Below are 18,893 nucleotides of genomic sequence, written 5' to 3' on the forward strand. Positions count from 1 at the left end.
TGTGATCGTCGAAACCGGACCCATGCCCCGAGGGACGGCGGAGCCGTTCAGCCGCTGGTCACGGACGCGATGTCGGCCAGCGGGAACTCCAGGTAGTCGCCCGCCTCCTCGCACCAGGCGTCCAGCACGCCGCGCCGCAGCTCGCCGTGGCTGACCGTCGCGGTGAGACCGTCGGACAGCGTGATGAGGGCCCGCACCCCCCGGTCGACGACGAAGCCGAGCAGGGACTGCTGCGCGGTCGGCAGGCGGGTGGCCAGGCGGCCGATCACCGCCCACGTCTGCCCTGCCTGGCGCTGCTCGTCGGTCGTCCGCACCAGCCGCTTGGCGTGCTCGCGCGGGTCGGGCGGCGGGTCGGCGATGAACGGCGGCGGCTCCTCCAGCTCCGCCACCCGGCCGCCGGGCAGCAGGATGAGCCGCCCGCCCTGCGGCTCGCGCCGGACCGCGATCTCGCCGGTGTCGTCCACGGGCACCGGCGCGTACCCGGCGTCGCGCAGCGCGGCCAGCGTGCGGTCGGCGGGGGCGGCGCCGGCCAGGACGGTGGGCGCGAGCAGCCGCAGCCCGAGCCGTGACAGGCGGCGGTGCGCGGCGATCTCGGCGAGCAGCGCGGGGTCCGAGCCCTGGATGATGCAGCCGACCGTCGTGACCGTGACCTCGCCGTACCGCCGGGCCACGTCCTTCACCAGGTACGCCAGCGGCTGCGGGATCGTCCCGGCCGCGCGCAGGTCCTCCAGCAGGGACTCGGCGGAGTACCCGGCGTCCAGGGCCCTGCGGACGCTGGCGGCCGAGAACCGCCACACCGAGGCCACGCCCTGGGACTCGCGGTCGGCGGCGCGGTCGAGCAGCCCGGCCAGCTCGGCGGCGGGCGGGCCGGTGACCACGGCCGTCAGGTCGGCCCCGAACAGCGCGGTGCGCTGCGCCCCGGCCAGGGCGTGCACCGACGCCTCGACCAGGGCCGGGTCGCGTTCGATCTGCGGGGCGGACTCGTCCTGCTCGTCCCCGGCGGCCACGGCCGAGCCGAGGGCGGCCAGCGCGCGGCCGAGCGCCGTCAGGCCGTCGGAGGCGACCAGCCCGAGCAGCCGCGCCTCGGCCAGCACGGCCGGGCAGCAGTCGGCCAGCAGCGCGCGGTCGAGCAGCGGGGCGCGCCAGTGCACGGCCTGCACGAGCTCGGGGACGCTCGCCACCGCGGCGTCCTCGGGCAGGGTCGCCAGCGTGGCCAGCACCGCCCGGCGGATGCGGGCGACGGTCTCCCCGGCCGGGTCGTCGTCCAGGACGGTCGCGTACCTGCCGGCGGTGCGGCGCAGCGACGTGCGTTCCATGCGCCACCAGGCGGCCAGCAGCACCCGCAGTCGCGCGGGCGCGTCCTCCAGGCGCCAGGCGTCGAACCGCTTGGTCGGCACCAGGCCGCCCGCGGCGTCGTCCCAGGCCAGCAGCCGGGCGACCGCGCAAACCTCCAGCAGCAGCCGGGTCTCCTCCTCGGTGCAGCCGGTCTCCTTGACGACGCGGCGCACCTCGCGCACCCCGACGCCGCCGCTCTTGAGCAGGGGGAGCGGGGTCTTGTCGGTGTTCTCCAGCAGCGCGGCGGCGCGGTCGACGGCGTGCGGCGCGGCCAGGCACATGGCGTGGTCGACGGCCTCGGCGTCCGCGGGCACGGTGCCGAGGTTGGGCGGCTCTGGGGTGAACGGCGCGCGGTAGTCGGGGCCGCGCAGGGCCAGCGCGACCTCGCGGGGCATCTCGGCGATGTCCCACTGCGGGCGGAAGATCAGGCCCCGGTCGACGGCCCACTGCTCGGGGGTGCCGGGGGTGACGAAGCGGTTGCCGTCGACGCCGCGCACCGGTCCGTCCCAGGCGAACTCGTCCAGCAGGCTGACCGTGCCGTCGGGCGCGTCACGCAGCAGGGCGGACACGCGGTCGGCGTCGGTGAGGACGGCGGTGACGCGGGCCAGGAGCTGCCGCCGGCCGCCCTGCGCGGGCAGCCCGAGGGCGCGGCTCATGCGGCGCAGCGCCTCGGCGTTGACCGTCCAGGACTCCAGGTAGGAGGCAAGGGGCTCGCCGAGCCCGCACGGGGCGGCCCACCAGCGGGCGACGGCGGGGGCGAGGTGGAGCCGGCCGTCGCGCCCCGGCCAGGCGAGCGCGCGGTCGTACAGGCCGTCCAGCCACGGGACGACCTCGGCGGTGGTGACGCCGAGGAACCGGGCCAGCTCGTCGGCGGTGGCCCGCTCGCCGATGACCAGGCACGCCTGCAGGATCTCCAGCGGAGGCAGCGGCAGGCCGCGCATGACCTCCATGACGGCGAAGTCGTCGCCCAGGCGGCGGGCGAGCGTGTCGAGGCGGCGGGGCCACGGCGCGGCGATGGCGTCCGGGCGGCCCGTCAGGACGCGCGCGAGCCGGTCTTCGTCGAGCGTGGTCAACCAGTCGAGCAGGTGATCGTCCATCACAGCTCTTTCAAGGTCTCGCGGGAGTCACCAGGAGGCCACCGTAATGCAACGCACCCGCCTCACGGGATCGACGTAGCAGAATAGAACCGGAACCTGTGAGTTCCGTAACCACCGCCCGGCCGCCGGCGCGGCTCTCGGGCCGGGGTGTCAGCTTTTGAGCACCGCCCAGACGACCTTGCCGGACGGCAGCAGCGGGTTCCAGCCCCAGCACAGGCTCATCGACTCGACGATGTGCAGGCCCATGCCTCCGGGTTCGAGCGGCGAGGGGTCGCGCATGACGGGCGCGGCCGAGCCCGGGTCGGCGAACGCGCAGGTCACCAGCGAGTCGCGGCGGATAATCGACATGCGGATCGGCTCGATGGCGCTGCGCCGGACGTCGCGCGGGTCGAACACGAGGCCGTGCCGCAGGGCGTTCGTGGCCAGCTCGGAGATCACCAGCTCCATGTCCTCGGCCAGATCGCGCATGCCCCAGGCGAACAGGCTCCCCGACGCGAAGCTGCGCGCCGCGTGCACCGACTCGGCCCGGGGCGCGAGCACGAATGTGGCGCTGCGGGTCGCGGCTTCGGGGGAGGTGAGGTCGCGTGCGGGCAAGGGCCACCAGCCGACGGGAGGCCACCAATCGAAGGCCGACCACTGGTAGCGCCCACGCGTCAGGTCCGTGGAGTGCACGGGATCATGATGAGGCAAACCCGTGTGCAGGTGCAAGGGCGGATGCACGTGCAGAGGGGACGTGCAAGCGCTACGGTTAGCCTTGGGAGTGAAACCGAAGGGGGACCACACGCGCGATCTTTGACAGACTGTGAATCAGTCCACAACCGGAGGAAGCACGTGTCCATCGATCCGCCTGGTTCCGGCTCAACGGTTCGGCGCATTATGTTGGGCGCCAGCTTACGCAGGCTGCGTGAAGAGCGTGGGCTGACTCGTGAGGTGGCGGGCTTTCACATCCGCGCATCCGAGTCGAAGATCAGCCGCATGGAGCTCGGACGGGTCGGGTTCAAGACGCGTGACGTCGAGGACCTGCTCACGCTGTACGGCGTCGACGATGACGCCGATCGCCGTGGGCTGCTGGAAATGGTCCGTGAGGCGAACACGCCCGGTTGGTGGCACAAATACAGTGACCTGCTCCCCGCATGGTTCTCGACGTACGTCGGCCTCGAAGAGGCTGCCTCGGTGATCCGCACCTACGAGGTGCAGTTCATCCCGGGTCTCCTCCAGACGCAGGCGTACGCGCGGACGGTGATCCGGCTCGGGTATCCGGACGTGCCAGAGGAGGAGATCGAACGCCGTGTGCATCTGCGCATGCAACGGCAGGAGCGTCTCATCCGCAAGGAAGGACCGAAACTCTGGGCCGTGATCGACGAGGCCGCGCTGCGGCGGCCCATCGGCGGCAAGGAGATCATGTACGAGCAATTGCAACACCTGATGGCGGTCGCCAGTCTGCCCACCATCACCTTGCAGGTGATGCCGTTCCAGTTCGGCATGCACGCGGCCGAAGGCGGAGCGTTCACCATCCTGCGTTTTCCGGAGTCCGACCTTTCGGACGTGGTCTACGTCGAGCAGCTGTGGGGTGCCCTTTACCTGGACAAACGTGAGGACATCGATCCGTACCTCACAGCCATGGAACAGCTGTGCATCGAGAGCACAACTCCCGGGGGCACCGCCGAGATCCTCGGCGACATACTCAGAGAGATCTAGATGAACCAGCCGTACAACGGAATGCCGGCCACGAGCCTCACCGGCGTGGCGTGGCGCAAGAGTGTTCACAGCAACTCGCAGGGTAACTGCGTCGAGCTGGCCAAGCTCCCCGATGGGGGCGTCGCCGTCAGGAACAGCCGGTTCCCCGACGGCCCGGCCCTCATCTACACCCGTGACGAGATCCGGGCCCTGGTGCTCGGCGTCAAGGACGGCGAGTTCGACAATCTGGTCGCGTAACACCCTGTTCACATATCGCGAGTCCGGTTAACCGGAGAGCGCGCATCGCGTAACCGGGATCGTTCGCCGATCCGGCACACTGGATGTGTTCCACTTCCTTCAGAGGTTCTGTGGGGGCACCTGATGCTGGACCAGATGACGCTCTACCCGGTGGCCGATGACGTGCTGTTCGCACCGGGGGGCCGCGTCGTGATCCGTACGTACGGCGTCGCGTCCGCGGCCTCCACCGAGGAGGACGGCTCCCGGCCCGTCTCCTACCGCACCTGGGTGACCGGCGTCAGGGACCAGCCCCGATACTGGCGCTGGGGTCACTTCGAGGACGCCCGCCGCGGCCATCGCAAGGTCCTGGAATGGCTCACCGGACGCGGCCCGCAGCCCCCGGCCGTCGTCACCGGCTGAGCCCGCCAGAGCCGGCTGGATCCGCTAGATCGGTCCTGTCGAGACCGGAGCGTTCCAGCGCGCGACGGCGTGCTCCTCGCGCTCGAAACCGAGCACCGACACCGTGCCGGTGTCCAGCTTGAAGTGGCGCCCCTCCTCGGGAGGCAGGCCCAGCCAGCGGGCCGTGAGCACGCGCAGGAAGTGGCCGTGCGCGACCAGCGCCACCTTGCCCTCCACCTGCAGCACGCGGGCGATCACCTTGTCGGCGCGCTCGGCGACCCGCTCCACGCTCTCGCCCGGGTGCGCGGCGTCCCCGGGAACGACGCCGTCACGCCACAGGTACCACCCGGGGCGGTCCTTCCTGATGTCGGGCGTGCTGATGCCCTCGTAGCCGCCGTAATCCCATTCCCACAGGTCCGGGTCGACCTCGTGGCGCGTCAGCCCGGCCAGTTCGGCGGTGCGCCGGGCTCGGCCCGCCGGGCTGACCAGGACCAGCGCGAAGTCCTCGCCGCGGAGCACGGAGGCCAGCGCGCGGGCCTGCTCCTCGCCCTTGGGGGTCAGCGGGATGTCCGTGCGCCCGGTGTGCCGGCCGTCCCGGCTCCACTCGGTCTCGCCGTGCCGCAGCAATATCAGTTCGTCCATAGGGCTCCATCATGCACCGGCCCCGTCCCGTCCCGGGATGCGCACGGGCGGTAAAACCTGAACCCGGTTAATCATTGAACCCGGTACGCGAATCGGGTAGCGTCAGGGCCATGGCGGACGGACCGGGACTGCGGGAACGCAAGAAGCAGCGGACGAAGGAGACGATCCGGCAGGCCGCCATGCGCCTGTTCATGGAGCGCGGGTTCGACGGCGTCACCGTGGCCGAGGTCGCCGAGGCCGCCGAGGTGGCCAAGGTGACGCTGTTCAAGTACTTCCCGACCAAGGAGTCGCTCGTCCTGGAGGCCGCCGCCGACGACGGCCCCGCGCCGATCGTGGCGGCCCGGCCCCCCGGCACGACGCCGGTCGCCGCGCTGCGCGCCCACTACCGGGCGTTCGCCGCCGCCCCCGGCTCCTACCCGACCCTGGGCTCCGAGGACGAGGTGATCCGGTGGATGCGCGTGATCACCGACAGCCCCGTCCTCATGGCCGGCATGCATCGCCTCCTGGACGAGCAGCGCGACGAGCTGGCCCTCGTCCTCGCCGCCGAGCGAGGCCGTGAGCCCGGCTGTGAGCCCGGCGACCTGACGCCCTCCCTGGTGGCCGCGCAGATCACCGGCACCGTCCTGATGCTGAAGGCCGGGTTCTTCGAGTTCCTGGTCCGCGGCGGTTCCATGGCGGACGCCGGCGCGTACCTCGCGCGCAACGTCGAGCACGCCTTCGACCTGCTCGAGAACGGCATCGGCCACCTCTACCCCCGCTGACGCCTCCGCCGGGTACGAGGCCCGCGGCGCCGGCGCCGGCCGAGCGAAGGATTTTTCCCATGCGTGCACGAGGCATCAACTACGACACCGGCTTCCTCCCCGGCGGGACGATCTCCCGCGAGGAGTTCGACCCCGACACCGTCCGGCGCGAGATGCGCGTCATCGCCGAGGACCTGCACTGCGACGCCGTCCGGATCTCCGGCGGCCTGCCCGAGCGCATCGAGACCGCCGCGCGGTTCGCCGCCGAGGCCGGGCTGGAGGTCTGGTTCGCGCCGTTCCCGTGTGAGATGACCGCGGCCGAGATGCTCCCGTATTTCGCCGACTGCGCCGAGCGGGCCGAGAAGGTGCGGGCGGACGGTGCCGAGGTCGTGCTCGTGCTCGGGTGCGAGATCAGCCTGTTCGCCTCCGGATGGATCCCCGGCGAGACCTACAAGGAGCGCATCGCCTTCATGAGCGAGATCCCGAGGAAACCGTGGCGGCTGCTCCGGCTCGTCCGGGCGCCCGGCCGCGTGAACGCCTTCCTTACCGAGGCCGTGGCCCTGGCCCGCCGGCACTTCCAGGGGCGCGTCACCTACGCCTCCGGGCCCTGGGAGCAGGTCGACTGGACCCCGTTCGACATGGTGTCCATCGACAGCTACCGCGACCGCAACACCGCCGGCTCCTACGTCCGCTCGCTGCGCAAGCACTTCCGCCACGGTAAGCCCGTCGTCGTCACCGAGTTCGGCACCTGCGCCTACGAGGGCGCCGCCGAGCGCGGCGGCATGGCGTGGGCCATCGTCGACCGCTCGGCCGAGCCGCACCGCCTCACGGGCGACTTCCGGCGGGACGAGGCCGAGCAGGTCGCCTGCCTGCGCGAAATGCTGGCGATCTTCGAGGAGCAGGGGGTGGACAGCGCGTTCTGGTTCACCTTCGCGTCCTATGGCTCCCCGCACCGCGACGACCCCCGGTACGACCTGGACATGGCGTCCTACGGCGTGGTGAAGATGCTGGACGACCGCAAGGGCACCACCTACCCGGACATGAGCTGGGAGCCCAAGGAGGTCTTCCACGCCATGGCCGACGCCTACCGCGCCTGACCCGTCCGGTCGTTGACCGTGATGCGCGGCGCCGAGATCGGCTCTGCCTTCTTGAGCGGCAGGCGCAGAACGAAACGGGCGCCCCGCGGCGAGTCCGCGACGTGCAACGACCCGTGGTGTGCCCCGGCGACCGCGCGGCAGATGGCCAGGCCGAGCCCGCTGCCCCCGGGGTCGCGGCGGCGGCCGTCCTCCAGGCGGACGAACGGTTCGAAGACCCGCTCGCGGTCCTCGGGCGCGATGCCGTCGCCGTCGTCGGTCATCGTCAGCACGGCCTCGTCGCCGTCCCTGCTCGTGGTGACCTCGACCCGGCCGGCGGCGTGCCGCTGGGCGTTGACCAGCAGGTTGTTGAGCACGCCGATGATCTGGATGCGGTTCGCCGTGATCCGGATGTCCCCGGGGGTGTGCGCATGCACGGGCGGGCCGTGGACGCGGGCGGCCACCTCTTCCCTGACCAGCTCGTTCAGGTCGATCTCCTCGGGGGCCGCGGGCGCGGTGGTCCGCACGCGGGCGAACGTCAGGACGTCGTCGATGATCGCCTGAAGCCGCTGGGTGGTCGACAGCGCCGCCTCGAACGTCTCCTCGGGCCGGACGCTGCCGGGGTACATCAGCGCCTCTTCGAGCTGCGTGTGCAGCCCCGCGACGGGGGAGCGCAGCTCGTGGGACACCACCGACGCGAAGTGGCGCTGCTGTTCCACCGCCAGCTCCAGCCGGGCGAGCGTCTCGTTCGAGGTGCGGGCGAGCTGGGCGATCTCGTCACGTCCGGGCGGCTCCGGCACGCGCTTGCTCAGGTCGCTGACGGTGATCTCGGCCGTGCGGGCGCGGATCGCCGCGACCGGGCGCAGCGTCCGTCCCACCAGCCACCAGGTCGCCCACGCGGCCAGGGCGGCGGCCAGCAGCGTGCCCGCCGCCGTGATGAGCTCCAGGTAGTGACGGGCCAGCAGGGCGGGCTCGGGGCGTCCGGCGTAGACGTAGTGCGGGTCGCCTCCCCACAGCACGCGCGTCGAGAGAGGGGGGAGCCGCACGGCGGTGACCAGGACGCAGCCGCCGTCCGGCGCGCACGACGTCACGTCGTTGAACCGGTTGCTCTCCGGAGGCCGCAGGTGGCTCAGCGGAGGCAGGCCCGAAGCCGCCGGGCTGGCCACTACGACGCGGCCCTGGGAGTCCACGAGTTGGAGGAGCTTGACGCCCCTCATGGGGTTCGGCGGCGGCGGGTCGGCGGGGTCGACCGAGCCGGCCCAGTCGGTCGCCGCGTTCAACGTGTCCCGGAAGATGTGGTCCAGCATCTTGGTCCGGATATTGGCCGCGAGGACGGATCCGAGCAGCGAGAAGATGATCACTGCTGCGATTCCCGCGCCCAGCGTGAAGCGTCCTCGGATGGACTGCGGACGTAGATGGACTGCCAAACTCTCTCCCCGGGAAGCCGTGGCTTTGGGGCCGCCCTCCTCATCAGAGTTGTCGTTGCACGACCATTAAAGTCGACTTCTTGGTAAAATTGGGATGCGAGATATGATCAGCCGTGAATGTAGGCGAATTCATGACTTTCGCCCTACTCGCGCTTTGCGTTCCGGCAAGCAGCGTCCATGATCGGCGCGACCCGCCCGCCGCGTCCCCGGCTATTCGCCGTGGCGGTCGTGCTCGTCGTGGACGGCGCACTTCTTGCGGAACCAGACGGTCTTGGCCGTGCCGTCCGAGGCCGGGAGGACGCCCCATTCGTCGGACAGAGCCTCCACGATGGTGAGGCCGCGCCCGTGCTCCGCGTCGTCGTCCTCGGCGTCCTGTGGTGCCCCTGCCGCGTCCTGTGGGCCCTCTGTGCCTTTTGCGCCCTCGGCGCCCTGTACGCGGTTCTGTGCGCGCTTGACGGGCCTGCGCCGGATCCGCGGACGGCCCTCGCCGTGGTCGGTCACCTCGGCGCACAGCGTGTCGTCGGCCACCCGGACGGTCAGCCGGATCGGCGGCAGCCCGTAGAGGACGGCGTTGCTGAGCACCTCGGAGGCGGCCAGCACGATGTCGTCCGTGAGCTCGTCGCCCGGGTCGCCGAGGTCCCAGTCGGTGAGGGTGCGCCGAAGCCTGCCGCGGACATCGGCGAGCATGGCGGGGTCCATGGGGATGTCCCAGCACACGGTATGGGGACCGTCCGGTGTGCCGATCATGAGAGTCCTTGTCTGGGTGCGGATGGCCTGTCGCTACGGGGGCGAGCGGTGAGGGACCTCACCGGCCGCACAAGTAGCCCGCGCCGTCTATGACCCGGAAGACCCTACTCTGTCCACGTTTGTGCTGTTAGGGCGGGTGGGGGGTTGATGGGGGATTGATGTGGAAACGCGACAGATCATCGAGCGTGCGGGTGCGTGCGGCGGCCGGCACGATGCGCTGGACCGGCCTGGGCGACTACGCCCAGATCTGCACACCCTGACGAAACGCGCCTGCCTCCGGCGTCGCCTCGCCGTGGTCGGGCGGGTGACGCCGGAGGCAGGGGAAGGGGTGGATCAGGCCGAGTACCTGCAGATCAGAGACTGGCTGGGGCCCTGGGCGTGGCTGATGTAGGTGTAGCCGGGCATGTAGTACTGGCACGCGGCGGAGGGGCTCCCGCTGCCCACGTAGGCCACGCCGGTGCCGTTGCTGCGGTAGCAGCCCAGCGACCCGTTGTAGAAGCCGACGATGGACCTGATGTCGACCTGGGCCGCGCAGTACTCGCCGAGCGAGAGCGGGCTGTCCACGATTTCGATGACCGCCGTGGAACGGGCTTGGGCGGGCGCGGTGAAGGCGGCGAGGCCGCCGAGGCAGGCGAGCACGGCGACGGCGAGCGCGACGACACGACGGGGCATGGGGACCTCCAGGATCCGGGAAGGGGTCGGACGATGCCGGGACGGCGGCCGGCAGAGCATGGCGGAGCGCGCGTCGCCGGGCGGGTTGGTGCTCTACGCGAGGGGGTCACGCTGTGCTGATCGCAGTATTAAATAGGAAACCTTCCTGTGCAATAGCCTGCGTCATGGGTTTCGCCCGAGCCTTCTCGTTGTGAAGCGGCTGGTCAGGAGGAGTGTGAGGCGGATGCCCGTATGCCTTACCCCTCCCCGGTACCAGGTCGCGCCGCTAGTTGCCTTGATATGGGCATTTCTTGCGGAACCAGATGGTTTTGGCCTGTCCGTCGAAAGCCGACCGGACGCCCCATTCGTCGCAGAGGGCTTCCACGATGGTGAGTCCCCGGCCGTGCTCGGCGTCGTCCTCCTCGCTGCGACGCTCAGGGAGGCCCGCGCCGTGGTCGGTGACCTCGGCGCACAGTGTCTCTCCTGACATCCGAAGCGTGAGCCGGATCGGGGGACGTCCATAGATCACGGCGTTGCTCAGCACTTCGGTGGCGGCGAGCACGATGTCGTCGGCCAGGTCGTTCCCGCCGGGGAGATCCCAGTTCGCGAGGACTTCGTGCAGCCGGGTTCGCACGTCCCTGAGGACGGTGGGATCTGTGGGAATATCCCAGCACACGACGCGGTCGCCGTACGGAGTGCCGATCATTCTTGTCCTTGTCTGCGCCGTTCATGACCACTGAGGGTCATACTTTGTTCTTGATGGTGTGCGGTGGGCGTTAAGTCGCACTAGAACGGGCGTACAGCGTCGGGTTCGACGCCTCGACCTCGCGCATCTGCCGCCGGAGATCGGCGAGCACGGAAGACTCCACGAGCAGCGGCTCGGCCGTACGCCAGTTCGGGATCGCGTAGTACCGGCGGCTCCAGACCCCGTAGAGGATCGTCCAGGCGGGCTCGCAGCCGTCCAGCAGCCTCGCCGCCGCCCGCGCCTCCGGATCCCAGTCCCGGCGCCGCACCGCCTGCACGCCGGCCTGCCCTCTGCCATGCCGTCCTGTCCGCATGAGCCGCCTTCCTGGCGCCGAAGCCCTACTCCCGTGGCGGCCTGGAGTGACGGGGGAGCGCGTCCGCCGTGACGGGGTGCCGCGCTCTCAGATTGCCTACTCAGCGTCATTTCGTGTAACCGAACGTAATGACACTGTGCCGACAAAAGGCTGTCCGGATCGTGTCTGGATTCACGTCTCCTTTACCGCGGCGCATGTGTAACACTGCCTCGAACACACGTTTTCCATGGTTCGGGAGGGTCTTGTGGGGCGGGAGCGGAACCTCGATCCGAATACGAGTCCGCGCGCGTTCTTCGGCAGCGAGTTGCGTCGCTGCCGAAAGAGGATCGGACTCTCCCAGCCTCAGCTCGGCGAACGAACCACGTACAGTCCGGACATGATCGGAAAAATAGAGCGCGGCGAGCGCCCGCCGTCGCCTGAATTCGTCCAGCAGTGCGATGAGATCTTCGGGGAAGACGGACACTTCAACCGCCTCTACCAGTTCATGCTCCGCACGCCCGGCCCGGCATGGTTCGCCCGCTGGCTGGAAGAGATCGAACCCCGAGCCACCGTCCTCCGCACATGGGACCCCCTCCTGGTCCCCGGCCTCCTGCAGACCGAGGCGTACGCACGGCACATCTTCAGCAGGGAACCTAAGATCAGCTCCGATGAGGTCGAGGAGCGTGTTCAGGCTCGGATGCTCCGTAAGACTGTTCTAGAAAGAGGAGATCCGCCCGCAGTGTGGGTCCTGCTCGACGAAGGCATTCTCCGTCGCTCCGTCGGTGGACCTCAGGTCACTCGCGCACAGTTGGAATACCTTCTTGAGATCTCTGGGCGATCCAACGTCGTCATACAGGTCGTTCCCTTCAGCGCTGAAAGCACGGTGGGCTTGACAGGCGCGTTCATTCTCGCGGAGCTTCCAGGGGGAGAACCGGACGCTGTGTACATCGAGTCCTCCGTGACAGGAGACGTAACGACTGACCATGATGTTGTTGCGGCTATCTGGAGCCGATATGACACCATAAGAGCGGACGCTTATCCCCAGCATGTGTCACTGAAGACGATCCACGATGGGATTGATCAATGGACCACAGGACTCTGAGCAGCGTAGATCTGTCGAAGGCTGCCTGGAAGAAAAGTGCGCGCAGCGGTGGCACGGGGGGTGGGTGCGTGGAGGTCGCGAGGAACCTGCCAGGAGTGACCGCTGTCCGGGACAGCAAGAACCCCGATGGGCCCGTGCTGCTGTTCGTGCCGGGTGAGTGGGGTGTATTCCTCCACAGCCTCCGCAGCGGCGACCTCACCGCCTGACAGGAACGTCCGCCAGGGCGCCGGCGCCGCAGACGTCCAGCAGCCGACCGACCAGCTCGTGCCAGAAGAAGATGGAGGAGGCGGTGGCGCGATGATAGCGACCAGCGTTGACCTGAGTGATGCTCGATGGCGGAAGTCGTCTCGCTCTGGGGACAGTGGCGGTCAGTGCGTGGAAGTGGCCACTGACCTTCCTGGAGTCGTCGCGGTCCGCGATTCCAAGCGCATCGATGGATCGGCCTTGGTCTTCACGCCGAATGCGTGGACGGCTTTCCTCGCCGCCGTGCGCAACCACCGCCTCGGTTTCTAGATGGGAAGCGTAGGCCGAAGAATGCTGACGCCCGCATGGAGGAAGAGCACCCACAGCGGCTCCAGTGGAGGCGGATGCGTGGAGGTGGCGACGAACCTTCCGGGGGTGACCGCTGTCCGGGACAGCAAGAACCCCGATGGGCCTGTGCTGCTGTTCGTGCCGGGTGAGTGGGGTGCGTTCCTCAACGGCATCCGAAGCGGTGACCTGACCGCCTGACAGGGTGCGAGTCGGCGGTCCGATGATCAAGGGATGAGGGTCGGAATCACCCCTCCGTCGCCGCGCAGGCGCCGCCCGTGGTCGCGGAGGACGCCTCCGAGCTCAGGTACACCACCAGGTTGGCGATCTCTTCCGGGCGGATGAGCCTGCCGAGCAGGGAGGTCGGGCGTTCCTCGGTGATGAAGCGCCGCTCGGCCTCCTCGAACGGGACGTCCTCACCCATCAGGCTGGTGATGAACTGCTCGACGCCCGGGGTCAGCGTGTGCCCGGCCTCAGCCGCCAAAACCTGGTGCTCTCGCTCGATCGATTCGCCGGCCTTGACCTCGCGGCGACCTCGCCGTCGATGGTGCGCGCCCTGAGGTCACCGGCGTGGGCTGCAACGACGGTGCCATCGTCGTTGCAGCCCACGCGGCGCAGGTCTCGCGCCGGGTTGGTTGTACCTACGCTCCCGGGAATCACGACCACCACCTCAATCCAGAGCGAGGTAAAGCGGATGAGTAGCGAGATATCCATGAACGCGCTCCGCTGGCCACTAGTCGCTGCCGTTGCGGCGGTCGCACTCCTGGCGCTCCCAGCCTGCAGTGGCAGCTCGGAGTCCGACAACGCAGCTCCGCCGAAGGCGGTCGAACTGACCACCGAGGTCGCGAAGCCTTCCGGGCCCGTCGACTCGATCACCTGGAACCTTAGCGGCGAGCCGAACACCCTTGACCCCGCCAAGCAGTTCGCCAACGTCACCACCGTGGTGGGCAACCTTTGCGAAGGTCTCATGCGCTTCGGAAAGGACTACGGCCTCCAGCCCGCGCTGGCCGAGAAGGTGACTCAGCCTGACGACAAGACGTGGGTCTTCGACCTTCGGGCCAACGTGACCTTCTGGGACGGGCAGCCGGTCACCCCAGAAGACGTCGTGTTCTCGGTCGAGCGGACCATCGCGCCGGCGACCGCATCCTCGTGGGCGGCGGCCTACCAGAACCTGCGGTCCGTCGGCAAGACCGGGCCGCACCAGGTCACCTTCCGGTTCCGCGAACCGGACTCGATGTTCCGGTGGTTCCAGGCGAGCCCGAGCACCTACGTCACCGAGAAACGCTTCACCGAGCGCGCAGGTAAGGAGTACGGCTCGGCGACCGGCGGCATCATGTGCACGGGCCCGTACAAGGTCGGCGCCTGGCGAAGCGGCCAGGACATCACAGTGGTGGCCAACGACCGGTACTGGGGGGAGCAGCCGCTGGTGAAGTCGGCGAGGTTCACCTTCGACAGCGACCCCGCCTCTCGGACCGCCGCGCTGCTGCGCGGCGACGTCGACGGCGCCTTCGACAACCCGGTCTCCGCACTCGCGAAGCTGAAGAGCTCCGGGGAGGGCGACCTCCTGTTCGGGAAGAGCCTGGCGCCGGTGTTCCTGTCGACGTTCGTGAACGACCCCGGCATCACGCATCAGAACGTCCGTAAGGCGCTCGCGAAGCTGGTCGACTACGCGGGCATCGCCCAGAGCGTCTACGGCGGTGCCGCGATCCCGATCAAGCAACTCACCCCGGAGGCGACGTGGGGCTATTCCACGAGCATCTTCAAGTCGGCCTACGACGCGCTCCCGGAGCCGAAGCAGGACCTCGACGAGGCCGAGCGGCTCGTCAAGGAAGCCGGTGATGTCCCGCCGTTGACCATCGCCTACGACTCTTCGGCCCAGGAGTCCAAGATCGCGCTGTCGCTGCAGTCCACGGCCAAGCAGGTGGGCCTGAAAATCGACCTGAGGGCGCTGTCCTCGACCGACTTCCTCAAGATCTTCTACGACCCGAAGAGCCGCGAGGGTCTCAGCGGCTACATCCTGAGCGGCTCACTCTCCTTCCCCGAGCCGTTGGAGTACGACGAGTTCGCCACCACCGGTAGCTATTACAACTACGCGGGCTACCACAATGCCCAGTACGACGCGCTCCTCAAGCGCGCACGCACCACCCTGGACGACGACAAGCGCGCCGAGCTGATCGTCCAGGCCGAGAAGCTCCGCGACCAGGACGGCTACAACGTTCCCATCGTCAGCCCCTACCTCAACGTCTTCGTGAACAAGCGCCTCACCGGCCTGGCGCCCGCGTCGTACAACCGCGCGACGCCCTGGCTGACCAAGCTCGGCGCAGCCGGCTAGAGGAGTCGCACATGCTGCTCTTCGCCGGAAAGCGGTTGGCGTCACTGGTGTTGACCATGTTCGTCAGCTCGATCGTGATCTTCGGTTCGCTGTACTTGGTGCCGGGCGACCCAGCCGTGTACCTGGCCGGCTCCGACAAGGTCACTCCCGAGCAACTCGATGCGCTGCGAGCCGAGTACAACCTCGACGATCCGTTCCTGACCCGGTACGTCGACTGGCTCGGCGGCGTACTGCACGGGAACTTCGGGCAATCCCTGCAATACAAGGAGAGCGTCGGTCACCTGCTTGCCGGCAGAATCCCGACCAGCGGTCTCCTGGTCGCCTACGCGGGCGTGCTGATCCTGGTCGTCGGCCTGACGATGGGGCTGATCGGCGCCCTCAACCGCGGTGCGATCGACCGGGCCGTCCTGGTGATCATCAGTGCGACCATCGCCATGCCGGTCTTCGTCTCAGCCGTGCTGCTGCTCACCGTCTTCTCCGTTGAGCTCGGCTGGTTTCCAGCGACGGGTGGGGGAGCAGGGCTGCTCGATCGGCTGTGGCATCTGACGCTGCCGGCGATAGCACTCGCACTGTCTCTGTCCGGAGCCGTGGCTCGCGTCGCCCGGGCTTCGTTCGTGGATTCAGTCGACCGGGACCACGTCGCCGTCGCACGGAGTCGTGGCATCCCCGAGCGCCACGTCGTCCGCCGACATGTCGTCAGGAACGCGCTCGGGCCGGTGGCGACGATGGCCGGGCTCGTGATCGCGGGACTGATCGTGACGACCACCATCGTCGAGACCGCGTTCGGACTCAACGGCATCGGCTCGCTGCTGCAGCGTTCGGTGGCCCAACAGGACTTCCCGGTCGTACAGGCGATCAGTTTGGTCGTGGTCGCCGCGTTCTTGGTCTGCAACACCATCGTCGACCTGCTCTACCCGATCATCGACCCCCGAGTGGCCAGTTGGCGGAGGCCCGTATGAGCGCAGCGTCCACGACGGCAGCGGCCGGGTTCCGGTTGCGAGCCATCCCGGGGCTCGCCGGGCCGGCCCCCGTGATCGTCTCCGTCACGATCCTGGCCGTCGTCGTCATCGCAGCGGTGATCGCGCCGCTGATCACGACGTTCACCCCCGATCAGGTCGATCTCGCGGCGACCCTGAGGCCACCCGGCACCGCCGGCCACCTCCTCGGCACCGACTCCACCGGCCGGGACATCTTCTCCCGCGTGGTCTTCGGTGCGCGGGTGAGCCTGGTGCCGCCCTTGCTGGTCACCGCCCTCGCCAGTGCTATCGGGATCACTCTGGGCGTCGTCTGTGGTTGGTTCGGCGGGATGGTCGATGCGGGCCTGTCGAGGGTCGTCGACTTTCTGTTCGCGTTCCCCGGCCTGCTGGTGGCCATGCTCGCGGTCGCGCTGTTCGGCCGCGGGCTGACCGCGCCCACAGTCGGCCTGATCGTCGCCTTCGCGCCGTATGTCGCCAGGCTGGCGCGCAACCTGGTGATCCAGGAGAAGTCCCGTCCCTATGTCGAGGCGTACCGGCAGCAGGGGTTCGGCAACCACACGATCGCGTTCGCGAAGGTACTGCCGAACATCGCGCCCACGCTCCTCGCGCAATGCGCGCTGGGATTCGGCTATGCGCTGGTCGACCTCGCCGCGCTGTCGTACCTCGGCCTGGGGGTTCAGCCACCGACGGCGGACTGGGGCGTGATGGTCGCCGAAGGCCAGGACGCTCTGGTGCAGGGAGTGGCGTTCCCCGTGCTGTTCCCGTGCATCGCCGTCCTACTCGTGGTGGTCGCCGTCAACATCGTCGGCGACCACCTCGGCGACAAGCTGAGCGGGCGGGTGGCGGCGTGACGGGGACCGAGGCGCTGCGGATCGAGTCGTTGAGTGTCGACCTCGGTCGGGGCCGGTCGGGGCGCCCGATCCTCAGCGACGTCAGCATGTACGTCCGCCCGGGGGAGACGGTCGGGTTCGTCGGCGAGTCCGGCTCAGGCAAGTCGGTGACCACCCGCACGGTGCTGGCGATGTTACCGGCGAAAGCCAGTGTTTCCGGGCGCGTGTTGGTCGACGGGGTCGACGTCCTCTCAGCGGACCGGCGCCGCCTGCGATCGATTCGCTCAGGCCAGGTCGCGATGATCTTCCAGGACCCGCGCGCCGGCATCAACCCGGTCCGACGCATCCGTGAGTACCTGGCCGAGGGCCTGGTCGCCAGTGGCGGCAGACGGGCGGACGCACTTGCGCGGTGCTCGGCGCTGCTGGAGTCAGTAGGCATCCGAGACCCGGCCAAAGTGCTCGAACAGTTCCCACACCAGCTCTCGGGCGGCATGCTGCAGCGCATCATGATCGCCGGCGCGCTGGCGTCCGAGCCGGCGCTGTTGTTGGCCGACGAGCCGACCACCGCGCTGGACGTGACCACTCAGGCCGAGGTCGTCTCGATCTTGGAGCGGCGTCGTGCCGACGCGGGTGCTGCGATGCTCTTCGTCACCCATGACTTGGATCTGGCCGCGGCGATCTGCGAACGCATCTATGTGATGTACGCCGGCCGCATCGTGGAGCACCAGTCCGCCGCCGACCTGTTCGCGAACCCACGACATCCCTACACGCGAGCGCTGCTCGCCTCGACTCCCCGTCTTGGGGAGAGCCGGCGGATCGAGGCGATCCCCGGGAGACCACTGTCGTTGTCCGAGACGGTCGCAGGATGCGGCTTCGCGCCCCGATGCGCGTTCGCCGGGGATCTCTGCACCCGGGAGGTTCCGGCGTTGCGCCGGATCGGCGGTGCCGAGGTCGCCTGCCTGCGGGCCGAGGAGGTAGCCCCGTCATGACCCATGTTCTTCGGGTTCGTGGCCTGACCAAGGTGTTCGGAGCGAACCGGGCCGTCGGCGACGTCGGCTTCAACCTGGATGCCGGCGCCTCGCTCGGCATCGTCGGAGAGTCGGGTTCCGGGAAGACCACCCTGGCCCGGATGCTTGTGGGTTTGGAGACACCTACCAGCGGCGAAGTCGCCTTCGACGCCGCCGCCCCGCTCTCTCCGCTCGAACGTGCGCGACAGATCCAGATGGTCTTTCATGACCCGTATCTGTCCTTGGATCCGCGGCTCTCCGCCAGGCGAGCCATCGACCAGCTGCTGAAGCTGCACGGCCGGCTGTCGAGGGCGCAGCGAGCCACCCGCGTCGAACGACTTCTCGATGAGGTCAACCTCAGCCGTCGTGAGGCCGACGCCTATCCGCGCGAGCTGTCCGGGGGACAACGACAACGCGTGGCGATCGCCAGGGCTCTGGCCGTCGAGCCCCGGGTGCTGGTCTTGGACGAGGCGACCTCGGCCTTGGACGTCTCCGTGCAGGCACAGATCCTGGCGCTGCTCAACAGGATCCGTCGAGAGCAGAACATCGCGTACGTGTTCGTCAGTCACGACCTCGCTGTCGTTCGTGAGGTCTGCGACGAGGTCGTGGTGATGTACCGAGGACAGGCGGTCGAGCGAGGGCCCACCGAGACCACACTGCGGAACCCGCACCACCCCTACTCCCGGCTACTACTCGACTCCGTGCCGCGCCCTGGATGGGAACCGGCGCTGATCGCGGACAAGCGTCGCCGGCTGGAGGAGGAAATCGGCCGTGCCTGAGGAACTCCAGCTCGGGTTATCTTGGCTCCGTGACTGTCGGCATTGACCAGCCCGCGGTCGGGCCGCTTCGCCAGACGCCGGCGTGGTTCGTGGAATCCGGTTCGCGTCCGTCCCGATCGTGCGCCCACGTCTGTGTCGCGGCCTCGCGTCCATGGTGCCCATGCATCGGCGGGTGACCGGCGCCCTCACCCTGCTGGCCGCTGTCGCGGAGTCGACCCGGCCGCGGCCGGTATCCGACCTGGCCAGAGAGACGGGAATCGGTGTGTCGACCGTCTC

At 69.0% G+C, this 18,893-nt stretch carries 23 protein-coding genes; 14 read left to right on the forward strand and 9 right to left on the reverse strand.

The window, feature by feature from the left end; genetic code table 11:
* Positions 1–47 precede the first annotated feature (47 nt).
* Together AB0H21_RS34325 and AB0H21_RS34330 are read right to left on the reverse strand one after the other, a co-directional pair.
* The gene (locus AB0H21_RS34325) at positions 48–2,432 is read right to left on the reverse strand and encodes a helicase-associated domain-containing protein (protein WP_358525254.1); all 2,385 of its coding nucleotides are present in this window, start codon (positions 2,430–2,432) and stop codon (positions 48–50) included.
* 150 nt (positions 2,433–2,582) lie between these two features.
* Positions 2,583–3,104, reverse strand: a complete 522-nt coding sequence (locus tag AB0H21_RS34330) for an ATP-binding protein (RefSeq protein ID WP_358525256.1) — start codon at positions 3,102–3,104, stop codon at positions 2,583–2,585.
* A 204-nt stretch (positions 3,105–3,308) separates the two neighbouring features.
* Here AB0H21_RS34330 and AB0H21_RS34335 point away from each other — a divergent pair, with 204 nt between their 5' ends.
* From AB0H21_RS34335 to AB0H21_RS34345, 3 genes are all read left to right on the forward strand, one after another.
* On the forward strand, positions 3,309–4,130 hold the full coding sequence (locus tag AB0H21_RS34335; RefSeq protein WP_358525314.1) for a helix-turn-helix transcriptional regulator: 822 nt from the start codon (positions 3,309–3,311) through the stop codon (positions 4,128–4,130).
* On the forward strand, positions 4,131–4,367 hold the full coding sequence (locus tag AB0H21_RS34340; protein ID WP_114033524.1) for a DUF397 domain-containing protein: 237 nt from the start codon (positions 4,131–4,133) through the stop codon (positions 4,365–4,367).
* A 123-nt stretch (positions 4,368–4,490) separates the two neighbouring features.
* Positions 4,491–4,766: a hypothetical protein gene (locus AB0H21_RS34345; RefSeq protein ID WP_358525258.1), complete on the forward strand. Its 276-nt coding sequence runs from the start codon at positions 4,491–4,493 to the stop codon at positions 4,764–4,766.
* A gap of 24 nt (positions 4,767–4,790) precedes the next feature.
* Here the strand turns inward: AB0H21_RS34345 and AB0H21_RS34350 are convergent, their stop codons facing one another.
* On the reverse strand, positions 4,791–5,387 hold the full coding sequence (locus AB0H21_RS34350) for a histidine phosphatase family protein (RefSeq protein WP_358525260.1): 597 nt from the start codon (positions 5,385–5,387) through the stop codon (positions 4,791–4,793).
* Between the two features lie 110 nt (positions 5,388–5,497).
* On the opposite strand from AB0H21_RS34350, the gene AB0H21_RS34355 reads away from it, so the two are divergent.
* Positions 5,498–6,148, forward strand: a complete 651-nt coding sequence (locus tag AB0H21_RS34355; RefSeq protein ID WP_358525263.1) for a TetR family transcriptional regulator — start codon at positions 5,498–5,500, stop codon at positions 6,146–6,148.
* A 59-nt stretch (positions 6,149–6,207) separates the two neighbouring features.
* Positions 6,208–7,224, forward strand: a complete 1,017-nt coding sequence (locus AB0H21_RS34360; protein ID WP_358525266.1) for a hypothetical protein — start codon at positions 6,208–6,210, stop codon at positions 7,222–7,224.
* Here the strand turns inward: AB0H21_RS34360 and AB0H21_RS34365 are convergent.
* From AB0H21_RS34365 to AB0H21_RS34385, 5 genes are all read right to left on the reverse strand, one after another.
* Positions 7,212–8,627, reverse strand: coding sequence for a HAMP domain-containing sensor histidine kinase (locus AB0H21_RS34365; protein WP_358525269.1), 1,416 nt, complete (start codon positions 8,625–8,627; stop codon positions 7,212–7,214). The genes AB0H21_RS34360 and AB0H21_RS34365 overlap by 13 nt on opposite strands.
* Before the next feature lie 210 nt (positions 8,628–8,837).
* Positions 8,838–9,374, reverse strand: coding sequence for an ATP-binding protein (locus tag AB0H21_RS34370; RefSeq protein WP_358525272.1), 537 nt, complete (start codon positions 9,372–9,374; stop codon positions 8,838–8,840).
* 333 nt (positions 9,375–9,707) lie between these two features.
* Positions 9,708–10,046: a hypothetical protein gene (locus AB0H21_RS34375; protein WP_358525275.1), complete on the reverse strand. Its 339-nt coding sequence runs from the start codon at positions 10,044–10,046 to the stop codon at positions 9,708–9,710.
* A gap of 265 nt (positions 10,047–10,311) precedes the next feature.
* Positions 10,312–10,731: an ATP-binding protein gene (locus AB0H21_RS34380; RefSeq protein ID WP_358525278.1), complete on the reverse strand. Its 420-nt coding sequence runs from the start codon at positions 10,729–10,731 to the stop codon at positions 10,312–10,314.
* A 70-nt stretch (positions 10,732–10,801) separates the two neighbouring features.
* Positions 10,802–11,083, reverse strand: coding sequence for a hypothetical protein (locus AB0H21_RS34385; RefSeq protein ID WP_358525281.1), 282 nt, complete (start codon positions 11,081–11,083; stop codon positions 10,802–10,804).
* Between the two features lie 226 nt (positions 11,084–11,309).
* Between AB0H21_RS34385 and AB0H21_RS34390 the strand changes: the two genes are divergently transcribed.
* From AB0H21_RS34390 to AB0H21_RS34405, 4 genes are all read left to right on the forward strand, one after another.
* Positions 11,310–12,164: a helix-turn-helix transcriptional regulator gene (locus AB0H21_RS34390; RefSeq protein ID WP_358525283.1), complete on the forward strand. Its 855-nt coding sequence runs from the start codon at positions 11,310–11,312 to the stop codon at positions 12,162–12,164.
* Positions 12,146–12,370 (forward strand): DUF397 domain-containing protein, encoded by a 225-nt coding sequence (locus AB0H21_RS34395; protein ID WP_358525285.1) that lies wholly within the window; start codon positions 12,146–12,148, stop codon positions 12,368–12,370. The genes AB0H21_RS34390 and AB0H21_RS34395 overlap by 19 nt, the downstream gene beginning before the upstream one ends.
* Positions 12,371–12,461: 91 nt before the next feature.
* On the forward strand, positions 12,462–12,677 hold the full coding sequence (locus AB0H21_RS34400) for a DUF397 domain-containing protein (protein WP_358525288.1): 216 nt from the start codon (positions 12,462–12,464) through the stop codon (positions 12,675–12,677).
* 21 nt (positions 12,678–12,698) lie between these two features.
* Entirely contained in the window at positions 12,699–12,893 is a 195-nt protein-coding gene (locus AB0H21_RS34405; protein WP_358525291.1) for a DUF397 domain-containing protein, read from the forward strand.
* A 46-nt stretch (positions 12,894–12,939) separates the two neighbouring features.
* Here AB0H21_RS34405 and AB0H21_RS34410 read toward each other — a convergent pair whose 3' ends face one another.
* Positions 12,940–13,176 (reverse strand): SDR family oxidoreductase, encoded by a 237-nt coding sequence (locus AB0H21_RS34410; RefSeq protein WP_358525293.1) that lies wholly within the window; start codon positions 13,174–13,176, stop codon positions 12,940–12,942.
* A 210-nt stretch (positions 13,177–13,386) separates the two neighbouring features.
* Here AB0H21_RS34410 and AB0H21_RS34415 point away from each other — a divergent pair, with 210 nt between their 5' ends.
* The 5 genes from AB0H21_RS34415 to AB0H21_RS34435 are packed head-to-tail and all read left to right on the forward strand — an operon-like array spanning position 13,387 to position 18,617.
* A complete protein-coding gene (locus AB0H21_RS34415) occupies positions 13,387–15,024 on the forward strand; it encodes an ABC transporter substrate-binding protein (protein ID WP_358525296.1) in 1,638 nt (545 codons plus the stop codon).
* Between the two features lie 11 nt (positions 15,025–15,035).
* Entirely contained in the window at positions 15,036–15,983 is a 948-nt protein-coding gene (locus AB0H21_RS34420) for an ABC transporter permease (protein ID WP_358525299.1), read from the forward strand.
* Positions 15,980–16,852, forward strand: a complete 873-nt coding sequence (locus tag AB0H21_RS34425; protein WP_358525300.1) for an ABC transporter permease — start codon at positions 15,980–15,982, stop codon at positions 16,850–16,852. Before AB0H21_RS34420 ends, AB0H21_RS34425 begins: the two co-directional genes overlap by 4 nt.
* On the forward strand, positions 16,849–17,820 hold the full coding sequence (locus AB0H21_RS34430) for an ABC transporter ATP-binding protein (protein ID WP_358525303.1): 972 nt from the start codon (positions 16,849–16,851) through the stop codon (positions 17,818–17,820). Before AB0H21_RS34425 ends, AB0H21_RS34430 begins: the two co-directional genes overlap by 4 nt.
* Complete coding sequence (locus AB0H21_RS34435; protein WP_358525306.1) at positions 17,817–18,617, forward strand: ATP-binding cassette domain-containing protein; 801 nt, start codon at positions 17,817–17,819, stop codon at positions 18,615–18,617. The genes AB0H21_RS34430 and AB0H21_RS34435 overlap by 4 nt, the downstream gene beginning before the upstream one ends.
* Positions 18,618–18,893: the final 276 nt, after the last annotated feature.

Source organism: Sphaerisporangium sp. NPDC051011, assembly GCF_040653595.1.
Taxonomy (GTDB): Bacteria; Actinomycetota; Actinomycetes; order Streptosporangiales; family Streptosporangiaceae; genus Sphaerisporangium.